The organism is Echinicola strongylocentroti (assembly GCF_003260975.1).
GTDB lineage: Bacteria > Bacteroidota > Bacteroidia > Cytophagales > Cyclobacteriaceae > Echinicola > Echinicola strongylocentroti.
The window spans coordinates 3,682,891-3,700,528 of the sequence record NZ_CP030041.1; the positions used below are offsets into that span (position 1 = coordinate 3,682,891).

Annotated in this window: 9 protein-coding genes; 8 read left to right on the top strand and 1 reads right to left on the bottom strand. The window is 47.5% G+C overall.

Annotation, left to right across the window (positions count from 1 at the left end; translation table 11 throughout):
- Positions 1 to 70: 70 nt before the first annotated feature.
- Positions 71 to 1,051 carry a helix-turn-helix domain-containing protein gene (locus DN752_RS14280; RefSeq protein WP_245949228.1) on the bottom strand — a complete coding sequence of 327 codons (981 nt, stop codon included), beginning with the start codon at positions 1,049 to 1,051 and terminating at the stop codon, positions 71 to 73.
- 188 nt (positions 1,052 to 1,239) lie between these two features.
- On the opposite strand from DN752_RS14280, the gene DN752_RS14285 reads away from it, so the two are divergent.
- The 8 genes from DN752_RS14285 (at position 1,240) to DN752_RS14320 (ending at position 17,546) form a co-directional block, all read left to right on the top strand.
- Positions 1,240 to 4,290: a SusC/RagA family TonB-linked outer membrane protein gene (locus tag DN752_RS14285; protein ID WP_112784575.1), complete on the top strand. Its 3,051-nt coding sequence runs from the start codon at positions 1,240 to 1,242 to the stop codon at positions 4,288 to 4,290.
- A 16-nt stretch (positions 4,291 to 4,306) separates the two neighbouring features.
- The gene (locus DN752_RS14290) at positions 4,307 to 5,950 is read left to right on the top strand and encodes a RagB/SusD family nutrient uptake outer membrane protein (RefSeq protein ID WP_112784576.1); all 1,644 of its coding nucleotides are present in this window, start codon (positions 4,307 to 4,309) and stop codon (positions 5,948 to 5,950) included.
- Positions 5,951 to 6,179: 229 nt separating this feature from the next.
- Positions 6,180 to 9,191 (top strand): SusC/RagA family TonB-linked outer membrane protein, encoded by a 3,012-nt coding sequence (locus DN752_RS14295; protein ID WP_112784577.1) that lies wholly within the window; start codon positions 6,180 to 6,182, stop codon positions 9,189 to 9,191.
- Between the two features lie 70 nt (positions 9,192 to 9,261).
- Positions 9,262 to 10,758: a RagB/SusD family nutrient uptake outer membrane protein gene (locus DN752_RS14300; RefSeq protein ID WP_112784578.1), complete on the top strand. Its 1,497-nt coding sequence runs from the start codon at positions 9,262 to 9,264 to the stop codon at positions 10,756 to 10,758.
- 233 nt (positions 10,759 to 10,991) lie between these two features.
- Positions 10,992 to 12,872, top strand: a complete 1,881-nt coding sequence (locus DN752_RS14305; RefSeq protein WP_112784579.1) for a right-handed parallel beta-helix repeat-containing protein — start codon at positions 10,992 to 10,994, stop codon at positions 12,870 to 12,872.
- Between the two features lie 183 nt (positions 12,873 to 13,055).
- Entirely contained in the window at positions 13,056 to 15,305 is a 2,250-nt protein-coding gene (locus tag DN752_RS14310; protein WP_112784580.1) for a glycoside hydrolase family 31 protein, read from the top strand.
- 276 nt (positions 15,306 to 15,581) lie between these two features.
- Positions 15,582 to 16,679 (top strand): Gfo/Idh/MocA family protein, encoded by a 1,098-nt coding sequence (locus tag DN752_RS14315; RefSeq protein ID WP_112784581.1) that lies wholly within the window; start codon positions 15,582 to 15,584, stop codon positions 16,677 to 16,679.
- 114 nt (positions 16,680 to 16,793) lie between these two features.
- On the top strand, positions 16,794 to 17,546 hold the full coding sequence (locus tag DN752_RS14320) for a phytanoyl-CoA dioxygenase family protein (RefSeq protein WP_112784582.1): 753 nt from the start codon (positions 16,794 to 16,796) through the stop codon (positions 17,544 to 17,546).
- Positions 17,547 to 17,638: the final 92 nt, after the last annotated feature.

Genomic DNA, 17,638 nt, shown 5'->3' on the forward strand with positions numbered 1-17,638 from the left:
GGAAATTCCAATATAGCATAAACAGTAATGCGTTTGATTATGTGCAATGTAGCGGATACACATCAAGACATCAATTGACCTCCCGTTTCCTCAGCTGACTTTGGTACTTGCCGGGAGTGATGCCGGTGCGGTGCGAAAAGGTCGTAGTAAAGTGTTGCAAGGAAGAAAACCCACAGTTATAGGCAATGTCCGAAAGGTCCATTCCGTTAGGTGCCAGGATTTGGGCTTTGGCCTTTTCGATCTTTAGGTTGATGATAAAACTGTTTGGGGGATAGCCTGTGAGCCGTTTTACCTCATCGTTGAATTTTGTCTTTCCCATCCCAAAGTGGCTGGCCATATCCTCGACGATCCACTTTTTGGTCAAGTCGCTTTGTACCAAAGTGGTCAATTGTTCAATAAAATGATCATCTTCTTTAATCTTTGATTTGCGGTGCTTGAGGTCACGGTAAAGCTCGATGAGCAAATTTTCGATGAGGTTTCCAATGATCCTATCGTAGCCCTCACGTTGGTGCTGCAGTTCTTCCTTTATTTCAGCAAAATACTTTTTGAACACTCGGGCTTTTTTCAGCACCATTCCTTTTTCGGCCGCGATCATATTGCCCAGTTCCTCTTGGAAACTAGAGGAGAGCTTGGACCAATTTCCCAACTGCAATGGTGCTTCTGGGGAGAAGGCCTCAGGCTTGATGATCAGCCAATTGATCTGTCCCATGTCCATTTTGCCAGCAGGGCTACCGTTCCAGTGCCATGGGGCGGTGATGGATAGATCGTCGGGCAGCAGTTCCACAGAGCGATTTTCGATGACCCAGTCGTATTTTCCGCTTTCGATAAAATGGATTTCGATTCCGTCATTGAGGTGGGGGCGCATATTTTCGTCCATTCGGACTTTCGAAAATTTCATGCTGCCAAATTGGTTGATAAAAGGAAGCGATGCTATAGGACCGGGATTTTCCTCGTGGTACCACATCCCTGATTCTCCTGCTTTTGATCTTCCCGAAAGGTGCTGTTCACGATCAGTCATGTTACTTTGGTGGGTGTTAATTTTAGCTTGCATTTTGGGTAATTGAAGGGGGATTTGATTGGAGTTTATTAATTTTTTTGGAATAAAAACAAATATAATGACCTTTTTATAAAATCGACCGTTGTTTTAATTTTTATTCGAATTTCCTTAAATCTGGTGATATTTACTAATAACAATACTGGATTTGCAATCCATTTTCCTAACCCAAAATTTCCAAACGTATGAATCCAACATTACTCTTTGCCACCTTGGTGGTAGGAAGTAGCATGGTGCTTTCAACTGCCAATGCTACAGGAGTCCCCTTCCTTGACCAACCTAGCCCACCCCTTGAAACGTTGATACTCCAGCAAGATGCAGCAACTGTCCGCGGCACTGTCCGGGATGCAGATAGCGGTGAGTTGATACCTGGCGTAAATGTACGATTGAAGAACACAAGTAAAGGTACCATCACGGATATTGACGGGAAATTTGAAATCGACGTGGAAGGTCCGGAAAGCGTCTTGGTTTTTTCATTTATCGGTTATGTATCCCAAGAAGCAACTGTAGGCAATCAAGGTATCATGGATATATCACTTCATTCTGACCTGGAAAGTTTGGAAGAAGTGGTGGTGGTCGGCTATGGTACACAGGTAAAACGCAATGTCACAGGCTCCGTGAGCTCTGTGGAGGTAGATCAACTGGAAACCCAGCCTAATACCAATATCGGCCAAGCGCTACGTGGAAGAGTGGCAGGGGTGCAGTTTACAGACAATGGCCGCCCTGGTCAGGGAGGTAGTGTGCTTGTCCGAGGTCAACGTTCCATTACCGCTAGTAATGACCCGCTGATCATTTTGGATGGAGCTTTTTTTAATGGAGAGCTGTCTGACATCAATCCATCCGATGTCGCGTCCATGGAGGTACTGAAGGATGCAAGTGCTTCGGCGATTTACGGATCGAGGGCCGCTAACGGGGTGATCTTGATCACTTCTAAAAAAGGAACATCCGAAAAACCGCTCATCAGAATCAATTCCTATGCGGGGGTCTCTGATTGGAGCTATAAAATGCCCCTCTATTCCCCTGACGAATACCTTCAGCGACGGCTTGATTTCAGGTTCCAAAATCAGCCCAATGATCCCACGGTACCTGTACGCGAGCTGCTAAGTGCAGAAGAAAGGGAAATGTATGATGCCGGGAGAACTGTAGATCCATGGGATGAGATTTCGCAGAATGCCTCGCAAAAATCCATCAACCTCAGCGTTTCCGGTCAGAGCGACAAAACGAATTATTTCATTTCGGGAAGCTACGTGGATGAGGAAGGGCTTATTTATGGGGATCGTGCCAGTAGGATTTCCATGCGCCTAAACCTGACCAATCAAATTACAAATTGGTTAAAGATCGGGGCAAATACCCAGTACGTACAGCGAGATCTTTCCGGTGTGGAAGCATCGGAATTGAATGGCTATTGGCTCACGCCATATGCCAAAATGTACTACGATGATGCCAAAACAGATCCGGTACCATATCCTACAGGGGATAACCTGGTAAACAACCCAATGTTCAATTCGCTATTAATGGACAACGAGCAAATTTCCAATAACCTTATGGCCAACTTGTTTGCGATCATTGATGTTCCGTTCCTGGAAGGGCTAAGCTATCGGTTCAATTACAACCCGAACATTCGCTGGAGCAATGATTATTCTTTTCAGCCGATTTATCAAAGAAATGGGATCAATAATCCAGGCACTGGCAGAAAATACAATCAAAACCGAAAGAATTGGCAATTTGAAAATATCGTCACCTATACGAAGGAAATTAATGATCATGGCTTTGATGTCACATTGCTATATGGACGAAACCATGCTTTTCGGGAAGGGACCTTTGCAGAAGGAAGGGGATTTGTTAATGATGCGAATGGATGGCATAACCTTGAAATAGCCGAGACACAGCTGATCGAAACAGAAGGTGCTCAACAGGATGGCGTGTCTTCAATGGCGCGATTGAATTATCGGTTTAAAAACCGCTATATGATTACACTTACCGCTAGAAGGGATGGTGCATCTGTATTTGGTGAGGATAAAAAATTCGGGACGTTTCCTTCCGTGGCCTTGGGCTGGGTGATGAGTGATGAAGCCTTTATGATGAATCAGAAGACCATCGATATGCTAAAACTCCGGCTGAGCTATGGTGAAGTAGGAAACCAGGCTGTATCGGCATACCGGTCACTGGATAGGTCCAATTCCTTCCAGTATGTTTTTGGGTCAGAGACATATACCGCGCTTTTCCCAAACCCAGATTATATGCCCAACCCAAGTTTGGGCTGGGAGACCACGGCTTCCTTTAATGCAGCAGTAGATTTTGAGCTTTGGAAGGGGAGGTTATCGGGTACAGCAGAATTTTATGATATGACTACCACGGATCTCCTTCTGGCGAGAAGCCTTCCGGCAATGACTGGATTCTGGTCCACTACTGCTAACCTTGGACAAACCAGCAACACCGGATTTGAACTGACCTTAACTGGCGGGATTATCCAAAAGAAGGATTTTTCTTGGAGCAGTACCTTGACATTTTCTACCAATAAAAACCGAATCGACCATCTGTACTATGCAGATGCTGACGGAGATGGACAGGAAGATGATGACCTTGGCAACAGGTGGTTTATCGGTCAGCCCATTGGCGTGACCTATGATTATGCTTTTGATGGCATCTATCAAGAAGGTGATGAGATGCCAGATGGTTACCAAGCAGGATGGGTAAGGGTAAAAGACCTGAACAGTGATGGTCAAATTTCGCCTGACGATAGAACCGTCCTAGGACAAACAGCTCCCAAGTACCGCATGGGCTTGAATAATCAATTCAACTATAAAAACTGGTCATTATCTGTTTTTATCAATGCGATGACAGGCTGGGAAGCGCAGTTTAATCTGCTGGATGTAAGTACCCAAACTGGGAATAGCTATCCAGGGAGATCGGTGAATTTTCTCAACGCTGGTTATTGGACTCCCGAAAACCAGTCGAGTGAGCGACCGGGACTTACTTATACCAACCCGTTGGGAAGAGGGTATTACCTCAGCAGGGATTTTGTCAGGATTCAGGATGCTACACTTGCCTATAGCTTTCCTGAGGCAATGTTGGAAAAATGGAGAATGTCAGGATTAAAAGTTTATGTAAGTGGGAGAAACCTCGCCACCTTTACCGACTGGCTCGGTCCTGACCCTGAAAGTGGAAACAACACCATTACCAACCTGTACCCAACCCCACGAACTATAATAGCGGGACTTAATATCAGCTTTTAACACCAAGCCAAAAGTCATGAAAATAACAGCTAATAAATACATCAAAAAAGCAGCCCAACTATTGCTAGGAGCAAGTCTAGTGGGCGCGGTGATATCTTGCGAAAATGATTTCTTGGATGAAAAACCCTTGGACTTCTTGAATTCCGATGTGGTCTTGACCAATCCTGAGGGCTTTGAAAGTGCCATCACTGGACTTTACGAATCCGTCAGGCACCTTTACTTCCGAGAGGATGGTTCTAAGATGCAGGCAATGTACTATGGAACCGACGTGGCTACCACAGGAGACCGGTCATTGGCGGATTTTAAAGATTACGGAACCTGGCTAACCCCCACGCTTTATGCAGTGGATCATTACTGGAACTGGGGATACAGGAACTTGATGCCAAGGGCAAATACCATTATCCAGTATGCGACAGAAGCGGATTTCTGGGAAAGTGAAGAGCAGCGAAATGCTGTCATAGCAGAAGCGAGATTTTTCAGGGCATATGCCTATAATTTCTTGGCCAATTTGTACGGCGATCTGCCCCTTGTGGATCAGCTATATCGGGCGCCCAAAACAGATTTTCAACGCAGCCCAAAGGCCGAAGTATATGACTTTGCCCGCGAGGACCTTGAATTTGCAGCCCAGTGGCTTCCCGATGAGGCGAGTGTGGATGGACGGGTGACGAAGGCGGCAGCTTTCCACTTGCTCGCCGAAGTTTACATCAGCCTCGGTGATTACAATGCAGCCATTGATGCGGCGACCAATGTTATCGAGGATGGTAATTATGACCTGATGAGAGAACGTTTCGGGAGCTGGGTGGATCAGCCTGGTGATGTTATTTCAGACCTCCATGCTCAGGATAACCAAAATCGATCTACGGGCAATTTGGAAACCATCTGGAACCTACAGTTTGAGCCGCGATCTACTCCAGGTGGTACCGTGGAGAATAGTAGATGGAAAGGTGTAACCTGGCTTAGGGCATGGGGACCGAAATGGTGGGAGATCACCGACCCCAATGGAGAGCCAGGAATGGAGCTGTCCGTGGACAGCCTTGGGCGTGGCGTAGCTTGGGTAAGACCGACCAATTACTATTCCTATGAAATATGGGAGGACGAAGGCGATGTAAGAAATTCATCCTTCAACATTCGAAGGACTTATTTCTATAACAACCCCGAGTCGGAGTATTTTGGGCAGGAAGTGCAGCTGGACCCCAACAGATTGGACTCAATGGTTCAGTTTTATCCTATGCTCACCAAGATAGAGGGCACGGCTGAATACTTGGAAGGAGCGAATTATGGACGATCGTTTAAAGATGTTTATTTAATGCGACTGGCTGAAACCTACCTATTACGGGCAGAAGCCTATTTTCTAAATGGAAATGCAGATTTGGCTGCCGAAGATATAAACGAGGTACGGTTGAGAGCAAGTGCCACAGCGATTACAGCAGGTGATGTGGACCTCGATTTTATATTGGATGAAAGGGCCAGGGAACTCATCATTGAAGAAAATAGACGGTTGACGCTGAATCGAATGGGTAAACTGGTAGAGCGCACCAAAAAATATAACCCTCAAAGTGGTCCGACGATCCAGGATTACCATGAATTGTTCCCGATTCCTCAAACGACCATTGACGCAAATATCGATGCAGATATGTCCCAGAATCCAGGATATTTATAAATATAAAATGAACTCCCCAGAAAGCTTCTTGCAGCATCAGTTGTAAGAAGCTTTTTTATATAATCGACCGTTGTTTTAATTTTTCTATTGGTAATCATTAAAAATCGATATTGAAAGAGCAATGCCGCTTGAAACCTTGATCACTACGAACCCAACCGTAAAGGTTTGGTGATGGTACATTGACACAGGAAATGAGGCTTTGAATCTACAACCCAAAATATCCCTATTTATGAACCCAAAATTACTCATGATGCTTGCAGGTACCTGGCTAGGGACGCAAGCAATTGCTACAGGTGCTGTAGCAGACACCGGACCGATCTCTCCTTCTTCATTGGTACTTCCCGTGGAAAAAACCATCCGAGGTGTCGTGAGAGATACAGAAGATGGGCAAACCATCCCCGGTGTAAATGTGATGCAAAAAGGTACCCAAAACGGTACCGTCACCGATATGGATGGAGCCTTTCAGCTGACGATCCCTGATGATGCCAGCACGCTGGTGGTATCGTTTGTGGGGTATTTGTCCAAAGAAGTTTCCATAGGCAATCAAAGTAACTTCGAAATCTCACTGGAACAGGATGTCCAAAACTTGGATGAAGTCGTCGTCGTGGGCTATGGTACGGCCAGAAAACGTGACCTTACCGGTGCTGTTAGCCGTGTGGGGGAAGAGGGCTTTAACAAAGGGGTAAACGTATCCCCAGACCAGCTGATCCAAGGAAAAGTGGCTGGGGTGGACATCATCAATAATAGTGGTGCTCCTGGAGGTCAGGTGACTTTTAGGATCCGGGGTACCTCCTCCGTACGTTCGGGCAATCAGCCGCTTTTTGTGGTGGATGGTGTGCCCTTGGACGGTCGAAATACCAAACCCGGTGCGACGGCAGGAGAGCTGGGAAGCACGGAAGGTTCCAATCCGCTCAATTTTATCAACCCCAATGACATCGAATCAATCGATGTCCTGAAAGATGCGTCGGCTACGGCGATTTATGGTTCTAGGGGTGCCAATGGTGTGGTGATCATCACCACCAAAAAAGGAAAATCCGGAGCTCCCAAGGTGACGGTGGATATGAGCACTGCGGTGAGCACCATGGTGCGGCGGCCGGATATAATGGATGGCGATACGTATCGTCAGGCATTGCAGCATAGGGGGATAGAAGGGAATAACGGTGGTGATGCCGTGGATGCCTTTGATGAGATTACCCAGACTGCCCTGACCAATAGACTTAACCTCAGCGTGAGTGGTGGTGGAGAAAAAAACAATTACCGCCTTTCGCTGGGCTATCACGATCAAGAAGGTGTCGTAAAGGAATCAGGATTGACCAAATATACAGCCAGCTATACGACCAGTTACCGCTTCTTGCCAGAAGACAGGGTGACGCTGGACGTCAGCTTGATCGCGTCCAACACCGTGGAGCAGGGTGCTCCTATTGCTGAAAATTCGAATGTCAATGGCAGTTTGATCGGTAATGCGATCGAATGGAATCCCACGGTACCTTTTCGGTACGCAGACGGGGCATTTGTCCAGCGGATGTACGATCAGGAAGGGAATGAAGTTGCTGGATTGTCCACCAACCCAGCAGCTCTTTTGGCTTATTATAATGACAAAAGCAATGTGACCAATATATTGGGTAATGTGGCCCTTACGGTCAATATCATTGATGGCCTGGATTACCGGTTTAGTCTCGGTGTCAATCATGCCAAGGGCAACCGCACCGTGGACACTTCCGGTGAATTGTTTTTGAGCACCATTACGGATTTGGGCTTGGCGATATCCAATACCTCTACCTTGACCAGCCAGACGCTAAACCATACCCTTAACTATAAAAAGGAGCTGGGAAATGTACGTTTGAATGCGCTGCTGGGGTACGAATTTCAGGATTATAAAAGTTATGTCAACAATATCTCGGCACGTGGCTTTACATCATTTGATGTTTTAGGAACGGATATTCTACAAAATCCTTCCAGGGACAATGTAGGTGTAAGTTCCTTTAGAGACCCTACCAACCAGCTCCAATCGTTTTTTGGCCGGATCAACCTGAATTTCTCTGATCGCTTTTTATTGACGGGAACCATGCGGGCAGATGGCTCTACGAAGTTTGGTGAAAACAATAAGTACGGATATTTCCCTTCGTTTGCAGGTGCTTGGGTGCTGAGTGAAGAGGGCTTCTTGAAGTCCAGTAACTTCGTGGATAACCTGAAATTCAGAGTAGGATGGGGCATCACGGGTAATCAGGAATTTCCAGCAGGAGCTTCCCAAGAGCGGTATGCTTTCGGGAATCAGCAAATTTCCCTGATCAATGTGGCCAACCCAGACTTGAAATGGGAAACGACCGAAACGGTAAATATTGGCCTTGATTTCTCCCTCTTCCGATCCAAGTTGATGGGGTCTTTGGAGTATTTTGACAAGGCGACCACTGACCTGCTGTTTCAGTTGCCGACGATTCAGCCGGCTCCTGCTGCCCAGTTCTGGACCAATGTGCCTGCTACGGTGAGCAACAGAGGCGTGGAGTTGATGCTGAGCACTGTTGTTGCGGATTCGGAAAAACTGCTATGGGAGGTGGGAATGAATGCCACCTACCTCTCCAATGAGCTGACCGATTATGACGGAGCACCTGTATGGACTGGCCAAATCAATGGTAACGGGCTCGGAGGGGGATCTAATTCCCAACAGCTTGTCAATGACCATCCACTGAATGTGTTTAAGATGCTCATGTTTGAAGGCTTTGATGAAGATGGTGCGGCCCTTTATTCCGACCAGGAAGAATTTGTAGGTGATCCCAATCCCAACTTCCTGTTGGGCGTAAACACACGGCTGGACTATGGGAAGTTTGGCTTTAACATGAGCTTAAACGGTGCATTTGGCCACCAGATTTATAACAACACTGCCAATGCATACTTGACGGCAGCTAATTTTGGCTTGGGAAGAAATTCATCTCCAGAAATTGGCTTGGGCAATGAAAGCCTTGCCAATGCCAATGTGGTTTCTACCCGCTTCCTGGAAGAGGGAAATTTCCTCAGGTTACAAAATGCTTCTGTCAGCTATAACTTAGGTGCAATAGGTAATGTCATAAGTAATCTCCGCTTCTCCCTTACGGGTCAAAACCTGTTTTTGATCACGAACTACAGTGGTTTTGATCCAGAGGTCAATACCAACCGGGCGGTGGACGGTGTTCCTTCATACGGGATCGAATATGCTCCCTACCCGAGAGCAAGAACGTTCCTGCTGGGAGTGAGTGCTTCCTTTTAAGCCATGAGGTATCCCTGACCGTCCACGGTTCACAGTGGCTCCAAAACCAATAATTAGTAACCCAATAACCATGAAAAAACAATCCATAATATATGCGCTGGCGTTGACCGCCTTGTTTTCCTGTACAGACCTCGATGAGGAATTGCGTTCGGAATTACCAAAAGAAAAGGCAGAGGCCTTTCTAAAAGAAAATGTAGACTTTAGCTCCCTGATGGAAACGGTTTATCGGGACTTTGATAGCCGGTATATCCAGCATGCTGGATGTGTGTGGCTGTTTCAGGAAATCAGTGCCGATGCAGCCGTGGTACCATCCCGCCCCTCAGGCTGGGACAATGGCGGCGTGTACCGGCAATTGCACACCCACACTTGGGTATCGACCAATCCCTATATCCAGTCGCTATGGCGGGGACTGAACAAGGGGATTTTTGATGCGACCAATGTACTGTCCTTTGATCCATCTGCGGAACTGGCAGCGGAGGCGAGGTTCCTCCGGGCGTTTTTTATGTACTCGGTGTTGGACTTGTTTGATCAGGTGCCTTTCCGGGATCCTGGTGACAATTTGTTGGATCCTTCTACTGTCCTTAGGGGCAAGGAGGCTGCAGATTTTATCATTAGTGAAGTAGAAGAGGTACTTGCTGACCTCCCCGCTGATGGCCCGGCCTACAGGGCGTCGCAGAATGCAGCCCACGGGCTGTTGGCAAAGCTATACCTGAACAGAGGCGTTTATGAAAACCGCGAAGCACCGCAGTTTGCCACTTCGGATATGGATAAGGTGATCATGCATGTCGATGCCATTCAAGGCAAAAGCCTAGGGTTTTACTGGGACAGTTTTGTGCCGGAAAATAACAGTGCTTCATCAGAATTGGTCTTTACGATCGAGGGCTTGGGAGGCGTTAGGTCGCATTCGCTTTGGGTATGGTGGCACGCCATTTTTCCTACCGAAATGACCCTTCCCAATGGTGGCGGCTGGAATGGCTTCTGCTCCACACCAGAAGTCTATGAGCTATTTGAAGAAAATGATGTCAGGAGATATTACGAGCATCCGTTGACAGAAGCCCACGGCTATAATGCAGGCTTCCTTACCGGGCAGCAGACCGATGCGGAAGGAAATCCCCTGACCGATGTGGTATTTACCAAGGAGGTGCCCAAGATAGTGGGCGCGACACTCTGGAATGGTTACCGGCCTGTAAAGTATATCCCTGATTATCAATATCCCGGAGCAGCAAACAATGATGTCGTCTTGCTTCGCTATGCAGACCTTTTGCTGATGAAAGCCGAAGCCTTATGGCGCAATGGAGATAATACCACTGCACTGGGAATCATTAATCAAGTCCGGGAGAGGAATAATATTGGTCCACTGGAAGAAGTGAATGCCCAAGTGCTGCTGGATGAGAGGGGAAGGGAGCTGTTTTGGGAAGGTCATCGTAGGCAGGATATGGTTCGTTTTGGGACATTCTTGGGAGAATGGACACTCAAGGAGGCCTCTGACCCGAAATACCTGATTTTCCCTATTCCACCCGCAGATGTACTGTCCAATCCGAATTTGGAGCAGAACCCTGGGTTTTAGTGCAGACTACCATGCTGGGTGAGGGGATTTGCTACCATAGCGCTAGCTCATCCCGAAAGTGCAGGATAGTGTTCAGGGTAGTCTGCTGTAATATTAGACCAAGGTACAGTGGAGGAATTCCGAAAAAATCGAAGTTGGAAAGATGAAAGTAGGTAAAGGACTTCGCTGCCTGTTCGGAGAAATCTACCAATAGTCCAGTTTTGCAATATTTCAATCAGTTATATCAAAATAGAATGCATAAACCGAAATTAACCTTATTGTTCCTGTTTGCCTTTTTGACAGGCTTGATGACAGATGTGATGGCCTTGGATATATGGGTGGCCAAGAATGGTGATGATGCCCACGAGGGTACTAAGGAGCGTCCTTTGGCGACTGTGCACATGGCGCTTCGCAAAGCAAGAGAGCTTCGCCGTTTACATGACCCGGCCATTGAAGAGGGAATTCATATCCTGGTGGGCGATGGTGTTTACCGATTTGAGGAGCCACTATTGATCCGTCCGGAGGATGCCGGGACAGCAGCTAGTCCCACCATCATCAAAGCCGCATCAGGAGCTCAGCCTGTTTTCTCAGGAGGGACAAAGGTGCTTGACTGGAACAAAGCCGCAGCCCTACCAGATGGACTTCCGGCAGCTGCAAGAGGGCAACTTTGGGTGGCGGATGTCCCCACTGTGGGCGGTCAGGAGCTGGAGTTTCGCCAGCTTTGGATCAATGGACAAAAAGCCAAGCGGGCAACCAACCTGTATGAAGGGGAACTGGACAGGATTCTATCCGTGGACAGTGCACGGCAGGAAATGTGGATTCCCACACCGAAATGGGATTTTGAGAACCTCGATCAATTGGAATTTGTCATTCACCAGTGGTGGGCCATTGCCAATCTGCGGGTGAAGTCAGTGGACGTGCAGGGCGAGAAAACCAAGCTGACCTTTCACCAACCTGAGAGCCGGGTCGAATTTCAACATCCTTGGCCTGCGCCATTTATCGATGCCAAGAAAGAATACAATGGTAATTCGGCTTTTTATTGGCAGGGAGCAGCAGAATTGCTGAGCCAGCCGGGAGAATGGTATCACGACAAGAAAGCAGGAAAGGTCTATTATTGGCCAAAAATGGGAGAAGATATGGAGGAGGTAGCCGCCATTGTGCCTTTTCTGGAAACGATCGTCCAGCTGGATGGTACAGCAGATCATCCCGTCAAGCATGTTGCATTTGAAGGTATTGGCTTTGAGCATGCGACTTGGCTGAGACCATCGCACCGTGGGCATGTGCCCTTGCAGGCTGGTTGGTACATTTTGGAAGCCTATAAGCTGAAGAAGCCCGGGACTCCCGATAAGGCCAGCCTTGAAAACCAAGCTTGGACAGGTCGACAGCCAGCAGGAGTAGCGGTAAATTATGCCCATAACATCCGCTTTGAGCGGTGCCGATTCGAACACATGGCCGCCACGGGACTGGACATGGTAGAAGGAGTCAGTGACAGTGAGGTTATTGGGAATGTGTTTAGGGACATTGGCGGCACAGGTATCCAGGCAGGGTACTTTGGCGGCCCAGACTTCGAGTCCCATTTGCCTTACAATCCCACGGATCGAAGGGAACTGGTCCATCACCTTACCATCGCCAATAATTATATCACTAACGTGACCAATGAAGATTGGGGATGTGTCGGCATCAGTATCGGATCCGCCCATGATGTCAATATTGAACACAACGAGGTAAGTGATGTCAACTACTCGGGTATTTGTGTGGGCTGGTTTTGGACCAAGACCATTACGGCAGCTAAAAATAACCGCGTCCATGCCAACCGGATTCACAACTTTGCGAAGCAGATGTATGACGTGGGAGGGGTGTACACCCTTTCTGCTCAGCCGAATACCGAAATCAGTGAAAATGCCATCTATGATCTACAGGAGGCACCGTATGCCCACATGCCGCACCATCACCAGTACATTTATTTTGATGAAGGCTCGTCCTATATCCGTGCCATTGACAACTGGACAGAACGGGACAAGTTTTTTTCCAACAGCCCAGGACCTGGCAATAAATGGGAAAACAACGGCCCTGATGTGGATATGGCCATAAAAGAAAAGGCGGGACTGGAAGAAGCTTATAGGAATATCAAGTAGCTAGTATTGAATATTGAGATGTGAGACTTGAGACAAATTCCTCCCCGCCGCGGCGGGGAGGTTAGGTGGGGTTATTTTGGAGCAAAGAGAAACACAATAGGATTTTAGTAAATGACTAGCGATTACAATAATTGACAATGAAATCTACTATTAATCCGGTCAACACTAATCAGGGACGTACAAATGAAACAAACAAACTACCAACTTTTTGATTTTTTGGATTTCGATCCTGAACGACTGGGTGTCGCTACAGACCGGTTGTGGCGTGCTGGAAGGCCATTGGCGATCGAACAGTCCGGCAAAGGAATCATTGTGCATGTGCCTTTTCATTGCCAAAAACCAACGGTGGATATGCAGCCTGATCCGGAGGTGGAGGCTCAGTCTTTTGAATTGCATATACGGGCCTATGGAGAGCGGATTTTGCGGGTGACAGCAGCGATGGGACAAAAGATACATGAAGAATCTCCCATGTTGGAAATGGCCAGCGATGTAAAGGAGAGCCCCTTGTCTATAGAAAAAGCAGCAGAAGAATGGATCATCAGGGACGATAGGCAAGTGGTACGGGCGATCATTGACCTGTCTGCACCGACGATCGACTGGTGGAGCGATCTACTGCCTGCTCCTGAGCCGACGTTTCAAGCTACCTTTTTCCCGGATGGCAAGAAAGCGGTAAACATCAGTAGCCAAGACCAGTTTTTCCCAGGAAGAGTAGATGCCATGGGACTGGCCATGATTTCCGTGGAAGGAAAGCCGGCGAAGGCCAGCCTTTCATTGGCAGCACAGCCAGGCGAAAAGTTTGTGGGTACTGGTGAGCGTTTTACCAAAATGGACCTGTCGGGCCGGACTTTTCAGCTGAAAAACCAAGACGGGCAAGGCGTCAATAACAGAAGAACGTATAAAAACATCCCTTTTTATCTATCTAGTGAAATGTACGGGATGTTTCTCCATACTTCGGCCTATGGTAAGATTTCCTTGGCCGATCATAGCACCCGATCAGTACAGATGCTAGTGGAAGAACCACTGGCGGACGTGTTCTTGTTGGGAGGGGAAAACCCAAAAGAAATACTACACCATTACCGAAGGTTGACAGGTTTTCCTGCCATGCCACCATTGTGGAGTTTTGGGGTTTGGATGAGTCGTATGACTTATTTTTCTGCCAATGAGGTAGAAGAAATATGTGATCGCTTGCGGGTCGAAAAATTCCCTTGTGACGTGATCCATTTGGATACGGGCTGGTTTGAGACGGACTGGTTGTGCGAATGGAAATTCAATGCTGAGCGTTTTCCAGATCCAAAAGGATTTGTCCAAAAACTGAAGCAGCAGGGGTACAGGGTGAGCCTTTGGCAAATGCCGTATATCGCCGCCAATGCCATTCAGCACGATGAGGCAAAAGCCAATAAGTATATCGGCCCATTAAAAGAAAGCAAAGTGCAGGGCGGTTCCAATTTCAGTGCCTTGGACTATGCGGGGACGATAGATTTCACCTATCCACCAGCGGTAGATTGGTACAAGGGCCTATTGAGAGAATTGCTGGAGATGGGTGTGACCTGTATCAAAACGGATTTCGGAGAAGAAATCCATTTGGATGCTACGTATCACAATATGCCAGCTGAGCTACTGAACAACCTATATGCTTTACTGTATCAAAAGGCGGCCTTTGAAGTGACCGAAGAGGTGGCTGGTGACGGTGTAGTGTGGGCACGTGCCGGGTGGGCAGGATGTCAGCGGTATCCGATCCACTGGGGAGGAGACGCCGCGGCCAGCTGGGACGGGATGGCCGGATCGCTAAAGGGCGGATTGCACCTTGGCTTATCGGGCTTTGGTTTCTGGAGCCACGATGTACCGGGATTCCATGGGGTGCCCAATTTTATGAATTCAGTAATTCCCGATGACTTGTATGTGCGGTGGACACAGTTTGGTGTCTTTACTTCCCATATACGGTACCACGGGACTTCCAAAAGAGAGCCCTATCATTATCCCGCTATTGCGGATACTGTCCGCAAATGGTGGAAGCTGAGATACCTGCTACTGCCCTATATCCTAGAGCAAAGTCGCTTATCGATCCAATCAGGAATGCCTGTTTTGAGGGCTATGCTGCTTCATTTTCCGGAAGATCCCTTGTGTTGGCATTTGGATGACCAGTATTTCTTTGGAGATGATTTCTTGGTGGCACCCGTGATGAACAGCGAAAATGCCCGAAGGGTCTATCTTCCAGAGGGGGATTGGGTGAATTTCTTTACTGGAGTAAGCTCAGGAGGTTCCCAGTGGATAAATATGGAAAACATCCCGATGGAGGAAATGCCGGTATGGGTCAGAGCAGGTGCAGAGATACCAGTTTACCCTGAAGAAATTGCCTGCACGGATGAAATGGATATGGACAAAGCAAAAACACTGGTGATCGATGGGGGATTTAAAGGAATTTGGAACGATTGAAGGATGGGACACAGATGACGTGGACAAAGCGGATTTTCTCTGAGGACTTGGCTTTAATTGCGTGAAACTATGCCTTTACACGCTACAGCCGCAGAGACGGCACCAGTGTCATCTTCTTTTCGCTAATGCACAGGGTAAATAAATGAGAAATAATAAGTAAGAGAGCGTCGATGTTGGTCCTGTATTGTTGTCGGGATAAATCCAAGATGTAACATAACCATCTAATGTCTTGAGTCTTCCCTCTTAAAAACTAGTATCTAAACATCTTAAAAATAAATGACAAAGGAAGGAAAGCTAAGGTTGGGGATTTTGGGCCTAGGGGAAGGGCGGAGTACGATATCTGCCGCCCTGAACAGCCAAAAGATCCAGCTGGTACAGATCTGTGACCGTAACGAGGAACTGTGTAAGCAGCGGGCAAAAGAATTCGATTTTGCCCATTATACCACACGGTATGAAGACATGCTGGAAAATGAAGGTATCGATGCGATCGGGATCTATACACCGGATAAGCTCCATGCTTCCCATATCAAAATGGCCATGGAGCATGGCAAGCATGTCGTGTGCACCAAACCGTTGTTGGATGATCTCAAGGATGCCAAGGAATTGATAGCGCTGCAAGAGAAAACCGGTAAGCGCCTTTTTGTAGGGCAAAGCAGTCGGTTTTTTGAGCCGATGAAGCGGCAGCGGGCAGACTATAAAAAAGGCTTGATCGGGGATTTGATCACCGTGGAGGCTTACTACCATGCCGATCACCGATGGTTTTTGGAGAAACCATGGGCCTTGGAGCCGGCTTTTAAGTGGCTATACGGTGGGTTGAGCCATCCGGTGGATTTTATCCGGTGGTATTTGCCGGAGATCGAGGAAGTGATGGGCTATGGTATGCTCAGTGCCAATGGCCAAAAAGGAGGATTGAAAAATCCAGACACGATGCACTTTATCTATAAGGCCAAGGACGGGCGCATCGCAAGGGTCTCGGGAGCCTATACGGGGCCGGTGCAGCCAGCATTGAGGGACAGCGAAATGAGCTGTATCCTGAGAGGTACTGAGGGCAGCAGCCAGGGAGATTATATGGAACTGCGCTATGCAATCACGGACAACACAGGCGAGGAACAAGTGGTGACCTGGGAGCATAAGTCCAAGCACTATTTCCGTTTTGAGGGGAAAAGCCACCATGCGGGAGAATACAATAATTACTTGGAGCACTTTGCCGACAGCATCCACTACGATTTTGTGGCCTATCCAGACCTAACAGAAGGGATTGGTACCATCGCCCTGCTGAAGACCATGGAGAAAAGCCTGAACACCGGCCAACCAGAAAAGGTAGCCGATGTAATTGCTGAATTTGGCCTGGAAAAATACCTGAAAAGGGAATGATCCCCGAATACCAAAAGCTAAAAGAGTCAAGTATCGAGATATAAGTCTCAAATCTCACTACTCACGTCTCACTACTCACTACTCAAATTAACAACCATTTAACCAATAACAACCATGAGCAAAATCTTATCAGACGAGCAATTAAATCAGTTTCAAGAGGATGGTTTTTGTATAGTCAAAAATGTCATTCCCAAAGAACTACTAAAGCGACTACAGGAGGAGTGTCAGCGTTTTATGAAGGAAAAGGATGATGAAATGGACCGCAAAGGTGTGGAAGTAGACGAGATCAACCACAAGGGAAAGCGTTATTTTATAGCCCTTCGTTACAAAGATAGCGAAACCATGCAGGACCTGATCTTTGGCAAGGAGATGGAGGAAATCACCCGTAAAATCCTTGGTGAAGATGTTTACCTTTTTTTGGAGCAGTTTGTCGTCAAGGCTGCGGATAAAGGCATGACCTTCAGCTGGCATCAAGATTCGGGTTACCTTGATTTTGAGCACAAGCCATATTTATCGGTTTGGTGTCCTCTTGATGATGTCACAGAAGAGAATGGTACCGTGTACCTGCTGCCTTATAAGGATGCCGGCACCAAAGACAGAATTGACCACGAGCTACAAGAAGGAACCAACGATAAGGTAGGTTACTTCGGAGATAACCCAGGCATCCCTGCCATTCTCAATGCGGGCGATGTGGCGTTGTTTTCCAGCACTTGTTTTCACCGCAGTGGCTCCAACAAGACCGGGAAATCCAGAAGGGTGCTCTTGATCCAGTATTCTGCCGAACCGATCATGAAAGGGGAAAAGCCACTGTACTGGGCAGATCCTTTTGTCGTGAATGGCGAACGCAAAAAAGAGGTACCCGCATAAATTACTAAAATCCTCATTGTGAGAAGACGGAGCCTGTCCCGGTACACATTGGGAATGAAGCCATCTTATCTACAAAAGGCGAGATGGCTGCA